At 73.0% G+C, this 22,254-nt stretch carries 21 protein-coding genes; 9 read left to right on the top strand and 12 right to left on the bottom strand.

What is annotated here, in order from left to right; translation table 11 throughout:
- Positions 1-42: 42 nt before the first annotated feature.
- Complete coding sequence (gene ccrA / locus JIG36_RS29400) at positions 43-1,371, bottom strand: crotonyl-CoA carboxylase/reductase (protein WP_203379650.1); 1,329 nt, start codon at positions 1,369-1,371, stop codon at positions 43-45.
- Positions 1,372-1,406: 35 nt separating this feature from the next.
- Here ccrA and JIG36_RS29395 point away from each other — a divergent pair, with 35 nt between their 5' ends.
- Entirely contained in the window at positions 1,407-2,144 is a 738-nt protein-coding gene (locus JIG36_RS29395) for an endonuclease/exonuclease/phosphatase family protein (protein WP_203379649.1), read from the top strand.
- On the opposite strand, the gene JIG36_RS29390 is transcribed toward JIG36_RS29395, so the two are convergent.
- Genes JIG36_RS29390 through JIG36_RS29380 form a run of 3 tightly spaced genes read right to left on the bottom strand, consistent with a single transcriptional unit; the run spans position 2,141 to position 8,000 of the window.
- Positions 2,141-2,911, bottom strand: a complete 771-nt coding sequence (locus JIG36_RS29390) for a thioesterase II family protein (RefSeq protein ID WP_203379648.1) — start codon at positions 2,909-2,911, stop codon at positions 2,141-2,143. The two genes, JIG36_RS29395 and JIG36_RS29390, sit on opposite strands and share 4 nt — an antisense overlap.
- 47 nt (positions 2,912-2,958) lie before the next feature.
- Positions 2,959-5,529, bottom strand: a complete 2,571-nt coding sequence (locus tag JIG36_RS29385) for an ATP-binding protein (protein WP_203379647.1) — start codon at positions 5,527-5,529, stop codon at positions 2,959-2,961.
- On the bottom strand, positions 5,526-8,000 hold the full coding sequence (locus tag JIG36_RS29380; protein ID WP_203379646.1) for a LuxR C-terminal-related transcriptional regulator: 2,475 nt from the start codon (positions 7,998-8,000) through the stop codon (positions 5,526-5,528). The genes JIG36_RS29385 and JIG36_RS29380 overlap by 4 nt, the downstream gene beginning before the upstream one ends.
- Positions 8,001-8,445: 445 nt before the next feature.
- On the opposite strand from JIG36_RS29380, the gene JIG36_RS29375 reads away from it, so the two are divergent.
- Complete coding sequence (locus tag JIG36_RS29375) at positions 8,446-9,117, top strand: 4'-phosphopantetheinyl transferase family protein (protein ID WP_203379645.1); 672 nt, start codon at positions 8,446-8,448, stop codon at positions 9,115-9,117.
- Here JIG36_RS29375 and JIG36_RS29370 read toward each other — a convergent pair.
- Positions 9,086-9,943, bottom strand: coding sequence for a metallophosphoesterase family protein (locus JIG36_RS29370; protein WP_307872955.1), 858 nt, complete (start codon positions 9,941-9,943; stop codon positions 9,086-9,088). The genes JIG36_RS29375 and JIG36_RS29370 overlap by 32 nt on opposite strands.
- Before the next feature lie 68 nt (positions 9,944-10,011).
- On the opposite strand from JIG36_RS29370, the gene JIG36_RS29365 reads away from it, so the two are divergent.
- Together JIG36_RS29365 and JIG36_RS29360 are read left to right on the top strand one after the other, a co-directional pair.
- Complete coding sequence (locus JIG36_RS29365) at positions 10,012-10,671, top strand: response regulator transcription factor (RefSeq protein ID WP_203379643.1); 660 nt, start codon at positions 10,012-10,014, stop codon at positions 10,669-10,671.
- Positions 10,672-10,690: 19 nt separating this feature from the next.
- A complete protein-coding gene (locus JIG36_RS29360) occupies positions 10,691-12,082 on the top strand; it encodes a sensor histidine kinase (RefSeq protein WP_203379642.1) in 1,392 nt (463 codons plus the stop codon).
- Here the strand turns inward: JIG36_RS29360 and JIG36_RS29355 are convergent.
- Positions 12,072-13,034, bottom strand: coding sequence for a TAXI family TRAP transporter solute-binding subunit (locus JIG36_RS29355; protein WP_307872954.1), 963 nt, complete (start codon positions 13,032-13,034; stop codon positions 12,072-12,074). The two genes, JIG36_RS29360 and JIG36_RS29355, sit on opposite strands and share 11 nt — an antisense overlap.
- Before the next feature lie 236 nt (positions 13,035-13,270).
- Between JIG36_RS29355 and JIG36_RS29350 the strand changes: the two genes are divergently transcribed.
- Complete coding sequence (locus JIG36_RS29350; protein WP_203379641.1) at positions 13,271-13,816, top strand: hypothetical protein; 546 nt, start codon at positions 13,271-13,273, stop codon at positions 13,814-13,816.
- On the opposite strand, the gene JIG36_RS29345 is transcribed toward JIG36_RS29350, so the two are convergent.
- Positions 13,813-14,556: an SDR family oxidoreductase gene (locus tag JIG36_RS29345; protein WP_203379640.1), complete on the bottom strand. Its 744-nt coding sequence runs from the start codon at positions 14,554-14,556 to the stop codon at positions 13,813-13,815. The two genes, JIG36_RS29350 and JIG36_RS29345, sit on opposite strands and share 4 nt — an antisense overlap.
- A 120-nt stretch (positions 14,557-14,676) precedes the next feature.
- On the opposite strand from JIG36_RS29345, the gene JIG36_RS29340 reads away from it, so the two are divergent.
- Entirely contained in the window at positions 14,677-15,564 is an 888-nt protein-coding gene (locus JIG36_RS29340) for a LysR family transcriptional regulator (RefSeq protein WP_203379639.1), read from the top strand.
- A gap of 96 nt (positions 15,565-15,660) precedes the next feature.
- Entirely contained in the window at positions 15,661-16,188 is a 528-nt protein-coding gene (locus JIG36_RS29335) for a flavin reductase family protein (protein WP_203379638.1), read from the top strand.
- A gap of 20 nt (positions 16,189-16,208) precedes the next feature.
- Here the strand turns inward: JIG36_RS29335 and JIG36_RS29330 are convergent, their stop codons facing one another.
- Genes JIG36_RS29330 through JIG36_RS29310 form a run of 5 tightly spaced genes read right to left on the bottom strand, consistent with a single transcriptional unit; the run spans position 16,209 to position 20,310 of the window.
- Complete coding sequence (locus JIG36_RS29330) at positions 16,209-16,820, bottom strand: hypothetical protein (protein WP_236048464.1); 612 nt, start codon at positions 16,818-16,820, stop codon at positions 16,209-16,211.
- Positions 16,820-18,172 carry a hypothetical protein gene (locus tag JIG36_RS29325; RefSeq protein WP_203379636.1) on the bottom strand — a complete coding sequence of 451 codons (1,353 nt, stop codon included), beginning with the start codon at positions 18,170-18,172 and terminating at the stop codon, positions 16,820-16,822. Before JIG36_RS29325 ends, JIG36_RS29330 begins: the two co-directional genes overlap by 1 nt.
- A complete protein-coding gene (locus JIG36_RS29320; protein WP_203379635.1) occupies positions 18,169-18,957 on the bottom strand; it encodes an ABC transporter ATP-binding protein in 789 nt (262 codons plus the stop codon). The genes JIG36_RS29325 and JIG36_RS29320 overlap by 4 nt, the downstream gene beginning before the upstream one ends.
- A 52-nt stretch (positions 18,958-19,009) precedes the next feature.
- A complete protein-coding gene (locus JIG36_RS29315) occupies positions 19,010-19,801 on the bottom strand; it encodes a cupin domain-containing protein (RefSeq protein WP_203379634.1) in 792 nt (263 codons plus the stop codon).
- Complete coding sequence (locus JIG36_RS29310) at positions 19,798-20,310, bottom strand: RNA polymerase sigma factor (protein WP_203379719.1); 513 nt, start codon at positions 20,308-20,310, stop codon at positions 19,798-19,800. Before JIG36_RS29310 ends, JIG36_RS29315 begins: the two co-directional genes overlap by 4 nt.
- 176 nt (positions 20,311-20,486) lie before the next feature.
- Between JIG36_RS29310 and JIG36_RS29305 the strand changes: the two genes are divergently transcribed.
- Together JIG36_RS29305 and JIG36_RS29300 are read left to right on the top strand one after the other, a co-directional pair.
- On the top strand, positions 20,487-21,284 hold the full coding sequence (locus JIG36_RS29305; protein WP_203379633.1) for a GntR family transcriptional regulator: 798 nt from the start codon (positions 20,487-20,489) through the stop codon (positions 21,282-21,284).
- Positions 21,281-22,219 carry an eIF2B alpha/beta/delta subunit family protein gene (locus JIG36_RS29300; RefSeq protein ID WP_203379632.1) on the top strand — a complete coding sequence of 313 codons (939 nt, stop codon included), beginning with the start codon at positions 21,281-21,283 and terminating at the stop codon, positions 22,217-22,219. Before JIG36_RS29305 ends, JIG36_RS29300 begins: the two co-directional genes overlap by 4 nt.
- Positions 22,220-22,254: the final 35 nt, after the last annotated feature.

The following is a 22,254-nucleotide window of genomic DNA, read 5'->3' as shown; positions in this document are numbered from 1 at the left end:
GCGTTCCTCAGGGCCGGGAACCCTCCCGGCCCTGAGACAGGGTCAGCGGAAACGGTTGATCTGCGTCTCGTGCCGGGCCCGGAACTCGGGGTCCGAGACACCCAGGCCGGGCGAAGGGGCCAGGCACAGCACACCCACCTTGCCGTCGTGCTTGTTGGCGTGCACCGTCGACACCGCGACACCGGTGTCGTCGAGGCAGTAGGTGGCCGACACCGTCGGATGCACCATCCCGCGGGCGATGAGCCGGTTGGCCGCCCACGCCTCCTGGTAGTTCGCGAAATGCGTGCCGACGATCCGCTTGAGCCGCATCCACAGGTGCCGGTTGTCGTAGGTGTGCTCGTAGCCCGACGTGGACGCGCAGGTCACCACCGTGCCGCCGCGACGGGCCACGTAGATGCTGGCCCCGAAGGTCTCACGGCCCGGGTGCTCGAAGACGATGTCGGGGTCGTCGCCGCCGGTCAGCTCGCGCACCAGGCCCCCGAAGCGCTTCCACTCGGACGGGTTCTGGGTGTGCTCGTCGAGCCAGAAGTCGAAGCCCTCGGCCCGCCGGTCGATGACCAGCTCGGCGCCCATCGAGCGGACCAGTTCGGCCTTGCGCTCGCTCGACACCACGCAGACCGGGATGCCGCCGCCGTTGAGCACCAGCTGGGTCGCGTACGAGCCCAGGCCGCCGGCCGCCCCCCAGATCAGCACCACGTCACCCTGTTTCATCCGGGCGCCGTTGGGCGAGACCAGTTGCCGGTAGGCGGTGGAGTGCACCAGCCCCGAGCTGGCCGCCTCCTCCCACGTGAGGTGGGCCGGCTTGGGCATCAGCTGGTTGGCCTTGACCAGGGCCAGCTCGCCGAGCCCGCCGTAGTTCGTCTCGAAGCCCCAGATCCGCTGCTCCGGGTCGAGCATGCTGTCCGCGTGCCCCTCGGGCTGGGTCAGCTCGACGTTGAGGCAGTGCGCCACCACCCGGTCGCCCGGCTTGACGTTGCGCACGGCCACGCCGGCCCGCAGCACCACACCCGACAGGTCCGAGCCGACCACGTGGAACGGCTGGTCGTGCTTGCGGGCGCCGGGAACGCTGCGGCCGTAACGGCTCAGGAAACCGAACGTGGGCAGCGGCTCGAAGATGGCCGACCAGACCGTGTTGTAGTTGATGGCGCTGGCCATCACCGCCACCAGCACCTCGTCCGGTCCCACCTCGGGCGTCGGCACGGACTGCACGTGCAACGCCTTGGCCGGGTCGCGGTCGCGGGTCGGGATACCGGCGAACATCTCGGTCTCGTCGGCCAGCACGACCGCCGCCCGATAGCTCTCGGGGACGGGCAGCGCGCCGACGTCCCCGCCCGTGCTCTCGCCGAGCAGGGTGTCCAACAGGTCGTTCACGGGGAGTCCCCTTTCACACGATAAGATCCGGTCCCGTGGTCTTCAGCCTGGCGAGCGTCAACCTGCACTGCGGTCTCGATCACCGAGGCCGGCCGTTCGGTGTGAAGGAGGCGATCGCGGCCCTCGACACCGATGTGGTTCTGGTGCAGGAGAACTGGTCCCGCACCGACGGCGGCAGCCTGGCCGAGCGGGCCGCGGCCGATTGCGGCTACACGGCGTACGAGGAAATCGCTTTGACCGACGTGGTGCGGCTGGCCGACCTGGAGATCTCGCGGGGCGAGGTGCCCGACGAGACCGGCACGTGGGGCCTGGCCCTGATGAGCCGGCTCCCGATCGACGCCCGCGCCACGATCGGCATCGGGGCGGCGCCGCGCGACGTGGTGGGGGAGCGCTCGGCCCAGGTCGCCGAGATCTCCGGTGTGCGCCTCGTGAACGTCCACCTGACCCACCGCGTGCTGCACGGCCCGCGCCAGCTGCGCCGCCTCGTGGCCGGGCTGGCCGGTCGTGAGATGCCGACCGTGGTGGCCGGCGACCTCAACATGTTCCGGCCCACCGTCTATTTCGGACGGCCGTACCGTCCGGTGGTGCGCGGCCGCACGTTTCCGGCCACCCGCCCCTTGCTGCAGCTCGACCACGTGCTGGCCGGACCGGGCGTGCGGGTCGTACGGGCCGAGGTGCTGCCCTCGTGCGGCAGCGACCACCGCCCGGTACGCGTCGAACTGGGTCAGACCCAAGGCAGCGACCACCGCCCCGTACGCGTCGAGATCGCCTAGACCCGCACGAGGGCCGACAGCTCCCGGTCCACCTCGTCCATCACCGGCGCCGGCTTCTCGACCAGATAGAAGTGGCCGCCCGGGAACGACGCCATGCGGAACCCGCCGGTCGTGAAGTCGCGCCATTGCTCCACCTCGTCCAGCCGCGCCTGCGGGTCCTCGGTGCCGGTGAGGGCGGTGATGGCGGCCCCGAGCGCCCGCCCGGGCTCACCCCGGTGGGTCTCGACCGCGCGGTAGTCGTTGCGGATGGCCGGCAGCGTGAGCCGGCGCATCTCGTCGTCCTCCATCAGGCTCATCGCCGTGCCGTTGAGCTTCTCCAGCTCGGCCAGGAACGTGGCGTCGTCGCGCAGATAGATCTGCTCGTCGGGCCGGGCCGCCGAGGGCGCCCGCCGGCCCGAGACGATGACCGTGCGCGGCGCGTGGGTGCTGCCGCGCTGCTCCAGGCGCCACGCCGTCTCGTACGCGAGAACCGCACCCATGCTGTGCCCGAGGAAGACCGTCGGTTTGTCGCTGAGCCGGACCAGCTCGTCGGTGATGCGGTCGGCCAGCGTCGCGATGTCCGCGACCATCGGCTCGGCCCGCCGGTCCTGCCGCCCCGGGTACTGCAGGGCGACCACGTCGATCGCGGGACCGAACCGCGCGGCGACCGGATAGAAGAAGGTGGCCGCGCCGCCCGCGTGCGGGAAGCACACGAGACGGCCGGTCTGCTCCGTGCCCGCCCGGAACCGCCGCAGCCAGCTCGTCGTGGTGTCATCGGCAATGCTCATGCCACGAGCGAAGCGCACGCGACGCCCGATATCCCCTAGAAATCGCCTCAGGTGGTGGGGAACTCGCCGGTGAGCACGGCCGCCGCCAGGTCGATCCGGCTGCGGTAGCCGGTGCGGGTGAACAGCCGGGTCAGCATGCCCTCGACGCTGCGGGCGCTGGTCATCAGCACGGTCGCCAGTTCGCGGTTGGAGGCGCCGTCGGCGACCAGGGTCGCCAGCAGACGGTCGTTCTCGCTGACGGTGGCGGCGCGGTTGGGCACGGGAACGTTGTGCCGGCGCATCAGGCCGCGCAACCGGTAGCGGTCGAGCAACGCGTCCAGGCCGTCCAACGCCCCGTACGCCTCGGGAAGCAGCCCCGGGTCGCCGCCCGTCTCGACCACCGCGGCCAGCGCCACCGACAGCATCCATGGCTGTCCCAGCCGCCGGGCCACCGTCACGGCCTCGGCCGCCGTGGCCGCCGACGGTTCCACTGAGAGGCGGGTCAGCAGCGCCAGCAGCCGGCTGCGGTCGGTCTGCTGCAGGTCGGCGATCCGCTCGGCCGCCTCGGCCGCGGCGTGGGCCTGCTCGGGGCCGAAGAGCTGAGCCGTGAGCATCTGAAGCTCCTCGGTGCCGGCCACGGTGCCGCGGGCAGCGGCCTGGGCGAGGCCCTCGCGCACCCGGCGCCGGGCCAGGTCGTCGTCGCCCAGAATGCGCGCGATCATCGCGTCCACGGCGTCGAGCAGGTGCGGCATCGGGCAGTACTCGTTGCGGGCGTCGGCCACCGCCTGCCGGGCCGCGGTGAGCCGGCCCCGGCCCAGCAGCAGCGCCATGAACCCGTGCGGCACGTCGGCGTCCGGCCCGGCGGCGGCCCGCCGGACGTGGTGCATGGCCTCGTTCCACTGCCCGATCTGCCAGGTCAGCAGCACTCTGTCCTGGGCCGGGAACTCCTCCACGGACAGGCGTTCGCGGCGCAGCAGCCGCTGGACGGCCACGGTGTCGCCGAGCAGCAGCAGGGTCCGTACGGCGATCCGGATCATCATCGGGTGCGAGCGGTCCGGCTCGGCGTGACCGGCCCGCTCGACCAGGTCGCGCAGGCCGGCCGGGCGTCCGGTGAGCGCCCCGGCCGCCGCCAGCACGACCCGGCCGTGTTCGCGGCCCTCGTCCCGCTGCCATGCGGCGCGGTCGGCGTCGAGCAGCCGGTAGGCCTCGGCCTGGCGGCCCACGCAGCTCAGCGCGAGCGCCCGGCAGATCAGCCGGTGTCCCGGGGTGCGGCCGAACTCCCGCCGCCCCTCGGCCACGTCGGTGATCGCGTCGTCGCGGTTGCCCCAGAGCGCCGCGACGTGCACCAGCGACGCCTCCAGCACGTCGACATCGGACTCGCCGGATCCGGTCCGCTGCAGCAGCGACCGGGTGCCGCGCAGGGCCGCGTCGTAGTCGCCGAACGCCGCGCTCGCCCCGGCCGCCCCGGCCATGGTGGTGTAGCGCGGCGGCCGCTCGGTCTCGGCCGCGGCCACCACGGTCAGGCGGCGGATGGCGGTGACGGCGTTGCGCCGGATCGCGAGCAGCCCCAGGCTTTCCAGCTCGGCTCCGGCCCGTTCCGGCTGCCGGGCGCCGCCGCCGCGCATCAGCTGCTCGGCGAAGTGGGCCGGAGGCGCCGAGACACCGCCCTCCCACACGGCCTCGACCAGGATCCGGGCCAGCTCGCCGCGCTCGTAGGGCGCCAGCGACCGGTCGAACGCGTCGGCCCAGTAGCGCGCCGCGAACCGCCAGCCGCCGGTCCAGGGAACCAGCAGACCCTCGGCGACCAGGGACCCCAGCGCCGACCGGACCCCGGCGACGTCCAGCCCGCTCGTCAGCGTGGCCAGCTCGGGCAGCCGCGTACCGGCCGGGTGCAGGACGGCGGCCGCCTTGGCCACCGTCCACATCGGCTCGTCGAGGCGGCCGGGCCGCTCGGCCGGTGTCCCCGCGACGGGCGCGGCCAGCAGATAGGCGTGTCCGTCGGAGACGTGCAGTGCCCCCGACCGCCGCCAGTCGGCCAGAAGGGCGACGATCGCGGCCGGCAGTCCCCGGCACATCCGGTGCAGGCGGGCGCTCAGCAGGGCGTGCGGCCGGGCGCCCAGCACCTCGGCGACCAGATCCTCGGCCGCGGCCCGGGACAGCGGCGCCAGCGGCACGATCCGGGCCAGCCGGTCGGTGAGCAGAGCGGGCAGGCGCGGGACGGGCCGGACGGGCGTGCGGGCGGTGCCCACCCAGCGCACGGTGCCGGGAGCGAGCGTGCGGGCCAGATCTTCCAGCTCCGTACGCGAGGCGTCGTCCATCAGATGGACGTCGTCGATCAGCACCACCAGTCCCGGCTGGGCGGTGAGCAGCGCGGGAAGGTCGGTGGCGCGGGAACCGGGGGTCAGGCGGCTCACCGCGCCGGCCAGCCGGGCGCTCACCGATCGGGGTGCCGCCCGGTCGTGCCGGGTGACGCGGATCCGGACCGGCACCAGCCCGCCGGCATCCGTGGCCCGGGCGACCTCGGCCAGCACGGCGCTGCGCCCGACACCGGCCGGCCCGGTGAGCAGGGTGACGGGGGTCGGGCCCAGGACCGCGTCCAGGATCCGCGCGACGCTGTCGGCCCGGCCGATCAGGCTCATCCGGCGACGCCCGGCGGAGTGTCGCCGTTGCTCACGCGGCCCGCCAGCACGGCCGTGGCCAGCTGCACCCGGCTGCGGGTGCCGGTGCGGGCCAGCAACCGGCTGACGTGTTCCTCGACGGTCTTCTCGCTGAGCCGCTCGCGCCGGCCGATCTGCCGGTTGGTGCGGCCGGCGCTGATCATCCGCAGGATGCGCCGGTCGAGCGGGGAGAACCCGTCGGACGCGCGGACGGCCGCCGGCACGCTGACGCCGTTGCGCCGCATCGCGGTCGCCACCCACGCCTGCAACGGGGCCGCGCCCAGATCGCGGGCGATCTCGTACGCCTCGACGAGAAACCCGTCCCCGGCCACCAGGCAGGCGCGCAGCAGGGCGGGCCGGTCGTCGCGCTCCCGGGCGAGCGCCATCGCCGAGGCGGCCGCGATCGGATCCCCGGTCACCACCGCGCGGGTCAGCTGCAGGGCCTCGCCGAGCGCCGGGTGCGTCTCGCGGTCACACCGGTCGGCCAGGTCGTCGAGCAGGCGCCGGGCGGTCGCGGGTTCACCGCCGCGCACGGCGAGCTGAGCCAGGCGCGGCACGAGCAGGGCGGCGCCGCGCGGGCTGGGCGCTTCGATCTTCCCGTACGCACCGAGGGCGCTCGCCAGGTCCGGAGGAGCCAGCTCGACCGGCCCGCAGCCGGCCCACACCAGCAGTGCGGGGTCGGACTCCGGCCCGATCTCGCGGGCCGCCCCGCGGAGCCGGCTCATCTCGGCCGCCCAGACCCGGGACAGCCGATGCGCCGGGGTATCGCCCGTACCGATCAGCTCGGTCTCGCGGGCCGCGGTCAGCGCCGCGTCGAAGTCGCCGTCCCGGTAGCCTTGCAGCACCCGCCGGTACGCCCCGGGCAGCGACTCCGACGCACACCGGTAGCGCGGCCCCAGCACCGACTCGAACGCGCTCGCCCAGTCGCCGGGATAGGTCTGCGCGGCCTCGAAGCGGGCCGCCGCGGCGAGCTCGGCCGCGGTCACCAGCCCCGCGTCCGGCCACTTGTCCAGACCGTCGCCCACGGCCGGTTCGCCGGCGAACCAGCGGCGCGCGAACTCGAGCGCGGCCGGGGCGCGGCCACCGACGAGCAGCCGGTCCCGGGTCGTCTCCGGAACCGGCACGCCGGTGTGCACGGCCGCCAGCATGGCCGCGGCGGCCAGGTCGCCGAGCAGTTCCGGGCCGGCCGGGCCGGTCGCGAGCACGGCGTCGACGGCGGCCGCCAGATCGCCGGCCCGGCCGGCCCGGGTGAGCTCCCGCAGCCAGCCTGCGGCCAGGCGCGGCCGCAGGTGCGCGTCCATGGCGCGTTCCCAGGCGGCGCGGATCCACTCCGCCCGCCGGTCGGGCTCGGTGCCCGGCCGCGCGATCAGCGTGAGCAGCAGCCGCATCGCCTCGTCGCCGGGCGCGGGCAGGCCCCGGTAGCGGGCGATCCGGTCGCCGAGCGCCGCCGGGTCGAGGTCGGCCCCGTCGCGCCGGGCGGCGAGCATCGATGCGGCCAGGGCCCGGCGGCGGCCGGCGGCGACCCCGGGGCCGAGCCGGCTGAGCAGGTGGGCCGCGACGGCCGGAGAGCTGCAGCGCAGCCGCCCCTCGTCGTCCTGGCCCAGCACGCCGGCCTCGGCGAGCCGGTCGGCGAGGCGGCCCCGCCCCGGGTGCGCGGCGAGCTCGGCGGGCTGCACCGGGTTGACGGCGACCTCGGTGAGCAACGCCCGGGCCGGATCGTCGAGCCGGTCACAGAGCAGGCGGGTGGTCGCCGAGGTGACCGGCAGGGGCAGGCGTGGGCGGGCCAGGCAGAGCCGGTCGTCCAGCGTGACCAGCCGGCCGGCCCGGGCGAGCGCGGCGCAAGCGTCGAGCACGGCGGCGGGACCCCCGGCCAGCGCGCCCAGGCCGTGATCGAGCGCGGTGTCCAGGGATTCGTCGGGCTCGGCGCCGTGATGGTCCCCGATCATCGCGGCCCGGGCGTCGCGGTCCAGCGGCGGCACCTCGAGGACGGTGTCGGCCAGCACCGCCAGCTGGTCGCCGAGGCCGCTGCCGGTGGTGCCGGTGGCCACGACCAGGACATCGCGCCGGCGGGCGGCGTCGAGGACGAGCGCGGCGTCGGCGGCCGTGTCGGCGTCGTCGACCAGCAGAACCAGCGGGCGCCCGCCGGCGAGACGGTCGATCGCGGCGCCCAGCCGCAGGGCGGTCCGGACGACATCGCCGGTCGTGTCCGCCGTCTCCGGCCGGTCGCCCAGGTGTGGACGGAGCGCGGCGAGCACGGAACGTTCCTCGCCCAGGCGCACGTCGATGACGGCCGTGCCGTCGGAGCGGGCGGCCCGGGCCGTCGCGCGGAGCAGCGTCGTCCGTCCGGCGCCGCGGGGCCCGTGGAGGAAGGTCAGCGCGCCCTCGGCGACCGGCGCGCGGCGCAGAGCCGACAGAAGCTCGTCACGTCCGTGGACCGTCCGGGCCTGGGGCATCTGCGGAACTCCCGATCTGAAATATGTCGATCGACATGCGTGAATCGCAATTCACCGTCGCGAATGGACAGTCGCGCCGCCGTCGCCGCTATTCGAAAGTCGCGGTCAATCGACCGGTCCGGCCGGCCCGGCCGATACCGGGGGCCGCGGCGAGGCGGCGGCCAGGGTGCCCGTGTCTGTGCTGCGAGGATTCGGCAATTGACGCACTGCCAACTATTCGACGTCCTCGGTGGCTCACCCGGAAAAGGCTATCCACGGCGCCATCCGGCTGCAACTCCGGCCACTTGCCCGCATTTACCTGACCGTTATTCTTCGTTGATCTTGTTGAAATCAACGGGCCGGGCAGCGTATCCGCACACGCGCTCCGCGTTTCGTGACCGAATTGCGGGATGCCGTGACCGTGGCGTTCACGGCGGTCCGCGGGCACGGGATATAGTGCGCCGCGATGGCCGAGATCCTGCGCGCGGTGCTTCCTCCCGCGGTCACCTGGGTCGAGACCCGCGACGACCGCGGTGCCGACGAACTTTTCCCCGAAGAAGCCGCGGTGGTCGCCAAGGCGGTCGCCAAACGACAGGCCGAGTTCGCCACCGTGAGGTGGTGTGCCCGGCAGGCGCTGGCTCGTCTCGGCGTCACGTCGGGCCCGATCGTGCCCGGCGAACGCGGCGCCCCGTCCTGGCCCGCCGGCGTCGTCGGCAGCATGACCCACTGCCTGGGCTACCGGGCCGCCGCCGTCGCCCGCCGGGGCGAGGTGACCTCGATCGGGGTCGACGCCGAACCGGCCGCCCCGCTGCCCGACGGCGTGCTCGAAGCGATCGCGCGCCCGGCCGAGACCGAGATGCTGGCCCGCCTGGCCGCCCGCGAACCCGGGATCCACTGGGACCGGCTGCTGTTTTCGGCCAAGGAGTCCGTCTACAAGGCATGGTTCCCGGTGGCCGGCACCTTCCTCGAGTTCCACGAGGCCGAGCTGGTCGTCGACCCGGCCGCGGGCACGTTCACCGCCCGCCTGCTCCAGCGCGGGCCGTTCCTGGAACTGGGCGGGCGCTGGACGCAGACGGACGGGGTGGTGGCGACCTCGGTCGTGGTGCTCAGTCCGTCGGCGCCGGCAGGATCGGCCTGAGCAGGGGCGGCTGCTCGCCGAAGCGGGCCCGCCATTCGCGCGGGTAGCCGAGCGAGACTTCCTCGAAGCGCACGCCGTCGCGCCGGGTCGTCCGGCGGATGTGCAGGTGGCCGTAGACCGCCACCTCGGCCCGGAACCGGGTGTGCCAGTCGGACGTGCGCTCGGTGCCGCACCACTGCGCGAACTCGGGGAAGCGCAGGATCTCGGTCGGGTGCCGGTGCAGCGGCCAGTGGCTCACCAGCACGGTCCGGTGGGCGGGATCGATGTCGAGGAGCCGCTTCTCGGTGTAGGCCAGCCGCGCGTCGCACCACGCCTCGCGGGACGGGTACGGGTCGGGGTGCAGCAGCACCTCGTCGGTGCAGACCACGCCGGTGCGTTCGGCGTAGGCCAGCGACGCCGCCTTGGTCGTCGTGCCCGGGGCGCGCCACGTGTAGTCGTACAGGAGGAAGAGGGGCGCGATGGTGACCGGGCCGGTGTCGCTCGGCCAGACCGCGTACGGATCCTCGGGTGTCACCACGCCGAACGAGCGGCACGCCGCGACCAGTTCGGAGTAGCGCTGCTCGCCGCGAAGCTTCACCGGGTCTTGCGGGTGGGTCCACAACTCGTGGTTGCCGGGCGCCCAGATCACCTTCGCGAACCGCTCGCTGAGTGCCCGCAATGTGGCCGCGACCTCGCCGAACATCTCCCCGACATCACCGGCCACGATGAGCCAGTCGTCGTCGGAGGAGGGCACGATCGCTTCGGTGAGCGACCGGTTCTCCTGATACGCCACGTGCAGGTCGCTGACCGCGAAAAGAGTTCCGGACTGGGAATTCACAGGCTTCACGGTACCCATCCTGGAATACGGGTGATCTAGGTTCTTTCCCGGGACAAGGAAACGACGGGCCGGAGCGAATGCGAATATTGCTCGTAGAAGATGATCATCGGGTGACCGCGGCCATGATGACGATGCTGGAGCGGCGGGGCTACCAGGTGGAACACGCGGCGACGGCCACGGCCGCGCTGGCCGCGGCGCCCTGCGATCTGGTGCTGCTCGACCTCAACCTGCCCGACGGCGACGGCGTCGAGGTGTGCCGCGCCCTGCGCGAGCGCAACGAACACCTGGGCATCATCGCCGTGACCGCCCGCGGCGAGGAGCGCGACCGGGTGGTCGGTCTGCGGTCGGGCGCCGACGACTACGTGGTGAAGCCGTTCTCGATGGTGGAGCTGCAGGCCCGCATCGAGGCGCTGCTGCGCCGCACCGCGCGGGCCGGGCTGCCGGCGCCGCAGACGGTCGAGTTCGGCCCGCTGCTCATCGACTTCTCGGCGCGCACGGTGCGGGTGGACGGTGAACCGGTCGTGCTGACCCGCAAGGAGTTCGACATCCTGGCCTCGCTGGCCCGCCAGCCCGGCGTGGTGGTGACCCGCGAGCGGATCCTGCTCGACGTCTGGCGCACGACCTGGTCGGGCAAGCACACCCTCGAGGTGCACGTGGCGTCGCTGCGGGCCAAGCTGGGCCGGCCCACTCTGGTGCAAGCCGTGCGGGGCGTGGGCTACTGTCTGCGGGCCGGATGACGGTGGTCGGGAGGGTGCGTTGCGCAGGCGGCTGGTGACCTCTTATGTGCTGCTGCTGTGCCTGGTCCTGCTCGCGCTGGAGGTGCCGCTGGCCATCTCGCTGACCAACCGCGAGACCCAGCAGGTGCTGGCCGACCGGCTCGCCGACGCCACCCGCTTCGCGTCGCTGGCCGCGCCGGCCATGCGCACCAACGACCTCGGTGCGGTCGTCGACGAGCTGCGCCGCTACCAGGAGCTGTACGGCATCGGCACCATGCTGGTTGACCAGGACCAGCGGGTGCTGACGTCGTTCGGGGCCGCCGGTCTGGACCCGGACCGGTCGCTGTCGGCCATCCGGGCGGCGCTGGCCGGTCGCATGATGGGGACGCCGGCGACACTCTGGCCGTGGCAGCCCCACCCGCTGGTGGTGGCCGTGCCGATCAACGACGGCGGCGCGGTGCTGGGCGCCGTCGTCACCGTCTCGGAGACCGCCCACAGCCGCCAGGAGGTGCTGCTCAGCTGGGCTCAACTGCTGTTCGTGGGCGTGCTGGCGGTGGCCGTCTGCGTGTTCACGGCCCTGTGGCTGGCCGGGTGGGTGCTGCGGCCGGTGACCCGGCTCGACGCGGCCGCCCACGAGATCGCGGCCGGTGACGACGGTGCCCGCGTCCAGCCCGGCCTGGGCCCGCCCGAGCTGCGCCGGCTCGTCGACAGCTTCAACGAGATGGCCGACGCGGTGGCGCAGAACATCGAGCAGCAGCGTTCGTTCGTCGCCCACGCCAGTCACCAGCTGCGCAACCCGCTCACTGTGCTCCGGCTGCGCATGGAAGACCTCGGTAGCCAGCTGGCGACCGAGACCGGGCGGTCCGACCTCGCGATCGCGCTCGAGGAGACCGACCGGCTGGCCGACGTGCTCGACGGTCTGCTCGCGCTGGCGAGGGCCGAACAGGGGCAGCACGGCACCGAGGTGGTCGACGCCGTGGCGGTGGCCCTGAACCGGCAGCAGGCCTGGACCCCGCTGACCGAGCGGCGCGGCATCGAGCTGCGGGCCGTCGTGCCGGACGAGCCCCGCTACGCCCGGCTGGTCGCGACCGCGCTCGACCAGTCGCTGGACGCCCTCATCGACAACGCCATCAAGTTCACCCCCACCGGCGGCCGGGTCGACGTCGAGGTCGGGGCGGGCGACGGGGGAGTGGAGGTGACCGTGCGGGACACCGGCCCGGGAATGACCGAGGAACAGTGCCACCGGGCGACCGAACGGTTCTGGCGCGCGCCGGACACCCAGAACGTCGACGGCGCCGGGCTGGGCCTGCCGATCGTCACCGTGCTGGTCGAGGCGTCGGGCGGCCGCCTGACCCTGGCCCCGGCCGAGGGTGCGGGGCTGGAGGCGCGGATCTGGCTGCCGGCAGCCGTTTCCGGCCCGGCTACGGTTTGACCGACTGGTAGTAGCGGGCCGCGCCCGGGTGCAGCGGCACCGGCAGCGTGGCGATGGCCGAGCGCAGGTCGAGCCGTTCCGCCGCCGGGTGCGCGGCCGCCAGCAGGTCGCGCCGGTCGAGCAGCAGGCGGGTCAGGTCGAAGGCCAGGCTCTCGGCCATGCTCGTGGACACCACGAGCAGGTTCGGCACGGCCACAGTGGACACCGCCGTGGTGCCGTAGACCGAGGTCGGCACGTCGCGGACCACGTAGACGTCGCTGTAGACCCGCCTCAGCCGGTTCGCCCAGTCGGCCAGCCCGACGACGCGGATCGGCAGCTTCTCGCTGAGCTGCTTGATGCCCGCGACCGGCAACCCGCCCGAGAAGAAGAACCCGTCGATGGCCTCGCTGCGCAGCGCGGCCATCGAGTCGTCCAGGTTCAGTTCCCGGCGGACGATCGCGCCCGGCGCCGACAGCTTGGCCGCTTTGAGCAGCCGCTGCACCGTCACCGCGGTGCCGCTGCCGCGCCCGCCGATCGACACCCGCTTGCCCCGCAGGTGCTCGAGGCGGCTGATCGAGCTGTCGGTGCGGACGACCAGATGCAGCAGATCGTCGTAGACCCGGGCCAGAGCGGCCACGTCGCCCGGGGGACCGCCGGTGGCGGCCAGGATGTCGGCCTGGCTGAACCCGATCTGGGAGTCGCCGCTGCGCACCCGCTCGACGTTCTCGGCCGAGGCCGCGGTCACCACCACGGAGGCGTCGGCGTTCGGAAGGTACTGGTCGATGACGTTCGCGTACGCGGTGCCGACGGCGTAGTAGACGGCGGTCGGGCTGCCCGTCGCTATACGTATCGGACGGTATCGCGGAGTGTCGTCGGAACACGCGGCCGACGCCATCACCGCCAGCGCCCCCAGGAGCAGGGCGCGACGTGATCGCGGAGGACCCGGAAGCGGGGAACTCAACAGGACAGTCACTCGAATCCCCCAGGCCCGGTGCCAGTGACTGCGCAAGTTTTACACAAATCCTGGCCGGTGGACGTGCTGTTGCGTTTCCGATTAGCGACGGTGTCATGACAACACGAAAGGGGAACACCGAGGTGGGTCAACATACGCCGCGCGACGGAGCCGACGCGGTCGGCATGGCATTCGAATCGGCCTGCCTTGTCCGATGTGCCCGTTCGCTCACTCCGCCGTCGCCCCGTCGTCCCAAGATGCAGCTGACGGCCGTGCCGCGGGAGCCCTCGACCGGCGGCGAACCGCTGGCCGAGTTCGGGTCGCCTCAGCCCGCGGCCCGGCTCACCCTCCTGCTGACCGGTCTCGGCTTCACCGCCGTGGCCGAGACACGCGTCGGCGGCGTCGCCCGTCAGTACGAGCTCCAGCGGGTGCTGGTGCCCGAGGCCGAACGGGCTCAGCTCAACCGCCGGATGACCGTCGCCTGGCAGTGGGGACGGCAGCAACTGCTCGACACCGAGACCCGGGGTTCCCTGGCGTCGGTCCACTCCCGGCGGGTCGCCGTGGCCCGCTACGCGTGGCAGGCCGTGCTGCTGGCCGGGGCACCCCGCCGGCGCGCGGGCGAGCTGCGGGTCAAGCTCGGCGACCCCGAGACGGCCGACCTGCTCGTGCGGGGCGCCCGCATCATCGGTGTGACCGGCGAGGTGATCCGGCGCCAGGGCTGCTTCGTCGTGGCCGTCGCCAACGCGGCCGTCCCGCTGCTCACGACCGCGCCCACGACCCGCGTCCCGGCCGGCGCTTTCTAGGCGCCGAGGCCGCTTCCACCGCCGACGGCCAGATGCTGGCCCGTGATGTACGAGGCGCCCGGCGAGGCGAGGAAGGCGACCGTCTCGGCGACTTCGCGGGCGGTGCCGAGCCTCCCGAACGGGATGCGCTCGGCCATCGACGCGGTGACCGAGGCCAGCATCTCGGGCGGCATGCCCGACTTGGCCCAGATCGGGGTGTCGGTGGCGCCGGGGCTGACGGCGTTGACCCGGATCCGGCGGGGCGCGAGTTCGAGAGCCAGCGACGGCACCATCGACAGCAGGGCGCCCCGGCTGGCGGCGGTCACGCTCCCGCCGGCGATGCCGAGCGAGACGCCGATGCCGATGGTGAAGACGACCGAGGCGTGATCGGCCAGCAGCGGCTGGGCCTTCTGGAGCATGAAGAACTGCCCCTTGGCGTTCACCGCGAAGACCTCGTCGAAGAAGGCCTCGTCGACCGCCTCGAGCGGAGCTGGGCGGCTGATCCCGGCGTTGAGGAAGAGCACGTCGAGCGAGCCGAAGCGTTCCTCGGCCGCGGCGACGACCGCGTCGGCGTCGGGCAGGGAGCGGGCGTCGGCCCGGACCACGGCGACGTCGTGCGGGAAGTGGTCGCGGGCCTCGGCCAGGGTGTCCGGGTTCTGGCCGGTCACCATCACCCGGTAGCCCCGCTCGTGCAGCAGGTCGGCGGTGGCACGGCCGATCCCGGTGGTGCCTCCGGTGATCAGGGCGGTCGGTGCGGGCATGGTGCCCTCTCTTTCTTTCCGGTGTACGGGATCCACCGTGCGCCCGGGGAATGCCGGAGGGCCAATGAATGATTCGCATCCGGCAATACGCTCTCCGTATCGTCGCAGTAGGGTTCGGGGATGACCGACGACGCGGATCTCGACCTCCGGCTCGTGAGGGCGTTCACCGTGGTCGCCGAGCACCGCCACTTCGGCCGGGCGGCCGAGGTGCTGCACACCACCCAGCCGTCGCTGACCCGTCAGATCGGGCGCCTCGAACACCAGATGGGCTGCCGCCTGCTCGACCGCTCCCCGCGCGGCACCTCGCTCACCGAGGCCGGCGAGGTCTTCCTGCCTCTGGCCCGGTCATTGCTGCGGTCTGCCGCCCAGGCCACGACCCGCACGAGGGCCGCCGCGCAGCCGAGCCGGATCACCGTCGGCCGCACCATGAACCTCATCGTCACGGGTGCGGTCGCCGAGCTGCGCATGCGGCACCCCGACGCTGAGGTCCGCACGGTTCACCTGGAGTGGAACGAGCCGCGCGACGCTCTGCTCGAGCACCGGGTCGACGCGGTGCTGACCCGCCTGCCGTTGCGTACGGAAGGGCTGGAAGTGTCGGTCCTCTACGACGAGCCGCGCGTCCTGCTGATCCCCGAGGGCCATCGCCTGGCCGGCAAGGAGTCGGTGTCCCTCGACGACATCGCCGACGAGCCCATGCCGCGGGCCGACGACCCGGAGTGGAACGCGGTCTGGCGGGTCGACCCCCGCCCCGGCGGTCGGCCTGCCCCTGACGGCCCGTTGCTGCGCCACGTGGAGGACAAGGCCGAGCTGGTCGCCGCGGGCGAGGCGGTGGCCATCGTCCCCGCCGGCGAATACCTCAGCCGCCTGCGTCCCGGTCTCACCACCGTGCCGCTGGAGGGCGTCGATCCCGGCCACGTCGTGCTGGCCACCCGCGCCGGCGACCGCGGACGCCTGGTCTCGGCGTTCCGCAAGCTGGTCGCCGACCACGCCCGAGCCCGGAACACCTGACAGCCGGCTCCGTGATCGTCACACTTGTAAATCGCCCTTTTACCTACTTCGGCTATAGGATTTGTGGAGTGCCCTGTTCCGTGCGAGGGAGCTTCCATGACCGAACACGCCCTTCCGTTCCCCACCAACCAGGACCTCGACCCGGTCCGCCTGCGCCAGGCGTTCGGCATCTTCCCCAGCGGAGTGGTCGCGGTGGCGGCCCAGGTCGACGGGGTGTTGCTGGGGCTGGCGGCCAGCTCGTTCACGTCGGTCAGCCTCGACCCGCCGCTGGTGTCGTTCTCGATCGCCAACACCTCGAAGACGTGGCCCGACCTGCGCCGCTCGGCCCACCTGGGCATCACGATCCTGGCCGACCGCCACGGCGGCCTCGCGCGACAGCTCGCGGGCCCGGTCGCGACCCGCTTCGACGGCATCGAGGTGCTGCTGAGCCACGACGGTGCGGTGACCCTGCCCGACGGCCTGGCCCAGTTCGACACCACCATCTACCGCGAGGTCGAGGCCGGCGACCACACGATCGTCCTGCTGCAGCTGCACTCCGTCCAGCAGGCCGACCATTCGCTACCGCTGGTGTTCCACCGCAGCGCGTTCGGCCTGCGCCCTCAGCCCCACGCCGTGGACGGCTGAGGGCGGGGTGATCACGGGCTCTATTGGCCCAGGGCGGCTTCGGCCGGGGCGGTGCGCGGGCCGGCCCGCCGGGCGTAGGCCAGCACACCGATCACGAACAGGGCGCCCCCGGTGAACGCGGCCGGGCGGCTCGACCCGGCCTGGAAGAGCCAGAACGCAGCCTCGCGCCAGCCGGGCTCGGCCAGACCGCCGAACAGCATCTGCAGGACCGTCCAGCAGATCGGCAGCTGCCAGGCCATCCGGATGCCGGCCACGGACACCCCGAGGGCGATCAGCCCGGTCAGCCCGGCCACGTTGCGCAGCACCACGCCCGACGGGCCGAACCAGGCCCCGGTGCCCGCGCTGGCCAGCATCCCCCCGGCGACCAGGGCCATGAAGGCGAGCAGGTGCAGCGCCCGCCGGGGCGGCCAGAACAGCGCCGCGGTCGATTCGAGGGAGTCGTCGTCGCCGGCCATGGTGGGGATCAGCGGGGCCAGGGCCAGCAGCGCGGTCAGCACGGCCAGGTTCTCGTCGATCTCGCGGCGGTCGGTGAACAGCGACCAGCCGCCCCAGGTCAGCACGAGCGCCCCCGCTGACACCAGCAGTGCGATCGGCAGGCGCCGCGATCGCAGGTACAGATAGGTCCAGCGCATCACGCCGACGCCTTCCCGGTCAGGATCCCGACCAGGTCGCCGCCACAGGTCAGGGCGGCGTCGCGCATCGCGGCCACCCGCCGTACCTGCTCGGCCTCGGGCGCGGCCCGCAGCGTGGTCAGCACCTGGCTGATCTCCTGGTCCAGCTCGGGGTAGTGGCCGAGAGCATCGGCGACCCCGTCGAGCTTGTCGGTGCCCATCAGCCAGGCCCCGGCCACGTGGGCGGAGACCAGGTCGCGGCCGTTCTGGCAACCCACCCAGGAGGTCCCGGCGCCGGCCACGATGTTCTCGACCAGCGCCTCGCTGATCCGGTTGTCGTCGAGCACCAGGTCGAAGCTGAGCGTGCCCGGCTCCGGCTTGGTGGTGCCGCCGTCCATCCACATCGACTTCCCGGGCTCGTACACCTCGGAGGCTCGCCACTCGACGGCCCGGGTGGGCGCGCCGGGCAGTTTCGCCAGCAGCTGCAGGGCCTCGCGGACCTGCGGGGCGGCGTCGTCCAGGACGTACGCGTGGACCGCGGTCACACACACCTGCGGCGAACCGTCGGCGCACACGAGCTTCTGCGCGCCCGCGTCGATGCGGAAGTGGTCGGCCTGCGACGTTCCCGGCACGACCACGGCGACCGCGACGGCCACGCCCAGCACGGCGACCGCGGCCACCCGGGGCAGCCAGGAGCGGCCGGTGGACAGCAGGAAACCGGCGCCCGCCAGACCCAGACCGAGCACGGTCCAGCCGAGCAGGGTCTTCGGAGAGACCGTTTCCCAGTCGTACGACGGAGGTTGGCCCAGCAGCGACAGGTTGCGCAGTGGCGACGACCCGCCCGGACCGCCCGCCTCCGCGAGCCCGACCTGCGCGGCCACGGCCACGACGGCCAGCAGCGGCGGCACGAGCGGGGACGACCACGCCCGGCCGGCCGCCAGGCCCAGCCAGACGCCGCCGACCAGCACGACCATGCCGCTCACGGGCCACAGCAACGAGATGAGGCCGACGTAGCTGCCGTTGAGGGCGGGCAGCACCCCGGCGACCACGAACACCACGAGGTGGGCGAAGACCACCGCAATGCCGAGCGCGAGCAGGCCGGGCAGGAGCCGTTGGGTCTTGGGCCGCCCGGTGCTGGCGATCAGCTCGTCGGCCCTGGTGCGCTTCTCCCGGCGTCCCAGCACCGCACCGCCGGCGAGGGCCAGGGGAAGCAGCAGGAACACCGAGGAACCATGGAGGTAGACGAACCGGATCCAGGTGCTGGACCAGTCGTTGCCGGACAGCAGCAGCCCGGCCGCGCCGGCCGCGAAGAGCAGCAGGATCAGTGTGAGGGCGTTGGAACGGCGCAGTTCGATGCGCAGCATCCGCCTCATGCCGCGCTCCGGTGGTTCGCCAGGAGCGTGCTGTAACCGCGCTCGGCCGCGCTGTCGCCGACGCCACCCTGCTCGCCGAGGCGGGTCAGGTCGGCCGGCACCCCCTGCCAGACCAGCCTGCCCTTGTCGACCAGCACGACGTCGGAACAGGCGGCGACCACGTCCTCGACCAGATGGGTCGAGACCAGCACGCAGCTGTCCTGGCCGAGCTCGCGCAGCAGGGTGCGGAACTCCACCCGCTGTTCGGGGTCGAGGCCGACGGTCGGCTCGTCGAGCAGCAGCACGGCCGGGCCGTTGACGATCGCCTGGGCGATGCCGACGCGGCGCAGCATGCCGCCCGAGAGCGCCTTGAGCCGCGAGTCGGCCCGGTCGGTGAGCCCGACCCGTTCCACCGCCCGCTGGACCGCCTCGGGGATGTCGGCCCTGGGCATCTCGCGCAGCCAGGCCACGTACTCGACGTATTCGCGCACGGTGAACCGCGGGTAGAAGCCGAAGTGCTGGGGCAGATAGCCGAGCCGGGACCGCAGCGGCCGCAGCGCCCGCCCGTTCGTCACGTCCTCGCCCAGCAACCGCAGCCGGCCGCCGGAGGGGCGTTCGACGGTGGACAGAGCGCGCATCAGCGTGGTCTTGCCGGCGCCGTTCGGGCCGAGCAGGCCGTGCACGCCGACGCCCAGCCTGAGGTCGAGGCCGTCGACGGCCAGATGGCGCCCGGCCTTGACCCGCAACTGTTCGGTCTCGACCGGCCAGGCGGTCGTCGAGGGCCGCAACTCGGTGTCAGTGACCATACGTACCAACGTTTCCTCCAAGGACGAAGGTGTCTTGCGAACGGGGGGACGTTCAGGCGTTCCGGCGGTGGTCGTCGACGCGCCAGATCGCCAGTGCGGCGCCGACGACCGCGGCCACGACCCAGCCGGGTGTGCTCGACGGTTCGATCAGGGCCGGCATGTCGGCGGTGACCAGCGCCGGCGCCACGACGACGAGGAACCAGGAGCCGCCGAGCACCGCGGCCGCCCGGACCACGCCGATCCGCCCGCCGAGCAGCAGCGTGGCCGCGGTGAAGGTGAGGGCCGGCAGCAGCCACAACGCCGGGGTGGTCCCGAGCCGCCAGCCGGCCAGGGCCAGCGGCGGCAGCACCACCGCGAGGATCACGGCCGTACGCCGCAGGAGCAGTTCGAGCCCGGCCCGCGAGGTGCCCGCCGTGATCTCCCAGCCCGGATCGGTGCGCCGCGACCACGCCGACGCCATGCCGGCCAGGGGAGCGACCGGCGCCAGCAGCAGCACCAGCGACGGCCGTTCGGGAAACGAGCGGTCGAGCGCGAACGCGGCCAGCACGGCGGCGACGATGGTGACCAGCCACGGGATCAGCGACCACATGGCCCACCGGTGGGCGAGGCGACGCCAGGCGCGTCGACGGACCGGCTCGGGCCCGGTACGCACCCCCCGATCGATCATCACCTGCACGTCGTCGAGCAGCGCGGTCAGCGGTTCCGGGGCCACGGCGGCGAGCTGCGCCCGGCAGTCGGGGCAGTTCTCCAGGTGGACCTCGATCGTCCAGACCGCGGTGTCGTCGAGTGCCGGGTCCCCGGTCGTGTAGGCGGCCAGCGAGGCGGCCGGGATGTGGTTCGTCACGACAGTGCCTCCCGCATGACGGTCCGGGCGCGACGCGCCCTGCTTTTCACGGTTCCCTCGGGCAGGCCGAGCAGGATCGAGGTTTCCCGTACGGTCAGCCCGTCCAGCACCATGGCGTGCAGCACGGCCCGCAGTTCCGGGGCGAGTCCGGCCAGCGCGGCGCCGACCTCGTCGCCGATCGACCCGGCGAGCGCCTCGTCCTCGGCGGCGGGCGTACTGCGTACGGGAAGCTCCTCAGCCGGAGTCTCCGGGTGCCGGGCCCGCCGTCGCATGGCGTCGACCAGCCGGCGGGCGGCGATGGTCCACAACCAGCCGGCCGCGCTCCCGCCGCCCTGCACCCCGGCGAACGAACCGGCCGCGCGCCAGACCGCCAGATAGGTGTCCTGCATGACCTCGGCGACCATGCCGTCGTCGGCGCACCGGCGCCGCAGACGGACGGCGAGCCACGGCGACGTACGCCGGTACAGCTCGTCGAACGCGGCCCGATCGGCCCGCGCGACGCGCCGCATCAGCTGTTCCTCGTCCAGCTCGGTCACCTTCACATCCCGTCAGACGACGAGGGCACCCGCCACGGATCATCCTTCGATGTGACCCCGGTCACAGGCGAAGGCCGGTATGTCACGACGCGGTGAACAGCTCGACGCGGGGCTGGAACCTAAGAACATAAACTAATAATCTTTCGCCCGTGACCCCGCCCGGCACCCTGCGCCCGCGCGGACTGCCCCTCTGGGAGCAGATCCGGACCCTCGTGCACGACGAGATCCGTTCCGGCCGATACCAGCCGGGCGATCGGTTGCCGACCGAGAAGGAGTACGCCGACCGCTTCTCCGTCTCGGTGGCGCCCGTGCGGGCCGCCCTGGCCGACCTGACCAGCGCCGGCCTGATCGAACGGCGCTCGGGCAAGGGCACGTTCGTCACCGGCCGCACGGTCAGCTACGAGGTCAGCCTGCTGCGCAGCACCACCGACACGCTGCGCACAGCCGGCGTCGAGTTCACGGTCGACATGGTGACCGCCGGGTTCGTCAAGCCCGACGGCGAGGTCGCCCGCCACCTCGGCCTGACCGGCCGGGAACGGGCCTTCCACCTGCGCCGTACGGTCGAGATCGGCGGCCGGATCGCCGTCATCCTCGAGACCTGGCTTCCCCGCGACGTCGGCGACAAGCTGCCCGGCGCGGAGTTCTTCGAAGACGGCGGTTCGCTCTACCGGGCCCTCGCCGGACACGACATCCACCTCCGTACGGCCGAGGGCACCCTCCAGGTCGTGCGCGCCGACGACGAACAGTCCCGGCTTCTCGGCGTCGACTTCGGCGCCCCGCTGCTGGCCCTGCGCTCGTCCGCCGCCGACCAGCACGGCCGGGTCGTCGAGGTCGCGCGGGCCACGTACGACTCGAATCGCTTCAGCATGCGGTTGCAGATCCCTGCCACCGCCGCCACGGTGGACCGCCCGCCGGCCGCCGCATCTGACCAGAAGGGCACGTCATGACCGAGCTCGAGGATCTCACCCGGGCAGTGGCCGACAACAAGATTCCCGGCGGGAGCCTGTTCGGCCGCACGGTTGCGCGCATCATCGACCTGACCCTCGAACCGCTGCGCGACGCCGAGCCGGCCGTCGTCCGGGCCGAACTCGACAACGTCTGCGGCTGGGCCAACCGCACCAAGCCGTCGATGACGAGTGTCCGCAACGTCGTCGACCTCGCCCGGTCCGCGGCCGCCGGCACCGACGGCACGTCCCGCTCGGTCGTCGAGGCCGTCTCGGGTGCCATGCGCGCGTTCGTCACGCGGTCGGAGAAGGCCGTCGACGCCCTCGCCGACGGCATCACTGAGATCGTGAAGCCCGGCACCCGGTTGCTCTACCACTCCAACTCCGGCTCGCTGCGCAGCGTCATGCGCCGCGTCGTCGACACCATCCCCGACGTGTCCGTCAACGCGACCGAGTCCCGTCCGTACCGCGAGTCACGCGGCCTGATCGAGGGCATCGCCGGCACCGGCGTCCCGGTCACCCTCTACTCCGACGCGGCCATGGCGATCGCCGTCAGCAAGTCGGACGTCGTGGTCGTCGGCGCCGACGCCGTCTTCGCCGACGGCACCCTGGTCAACAAGACCGGGACGCTGCCGCTGGCGCTGGCCTGCCAGTACCACGGCGTGCCGATCTACGGCGTCACCGAGCTGTCCAAGGTCTTCGACGGCGACCCGTCCGAGATCGGGATGGAGCTGCGGCCCGGCTCGGAGCTCAGCGATGGGTGGGAGCTGGCCGAGAACGGCCGGGTCACCGTCTGGAACCAGTTCTTCGAGCCCACCCCGCCCGCCCTGGTCACCGCCTACCTGACCGAGATCGGCCTGGTCGAACCCGCCGGCATGCTGGCGGCCTACCGGGAGAGCGTCGGGCGGCCCCGAGACGCCCGACCTGAAATCCGGTAAGAGCGCCGTTTCCCAGAGCCGTTTCCTAGAGTCGT

The organism is Paractinoplanes ovalisporus, from assembly GCF_016834655.1.
In the GTDB taxonomy this organism is placed as follows: Bacteria; Actinomycetota; Actinomycetes; order Mycobacteriales; family Micromonosporaceae; genus Actinoplanes; species Actinoplanes ovalisporus.
This window is presented reverse-complemented; position numbering and strand designations above follow the sequence as displayed.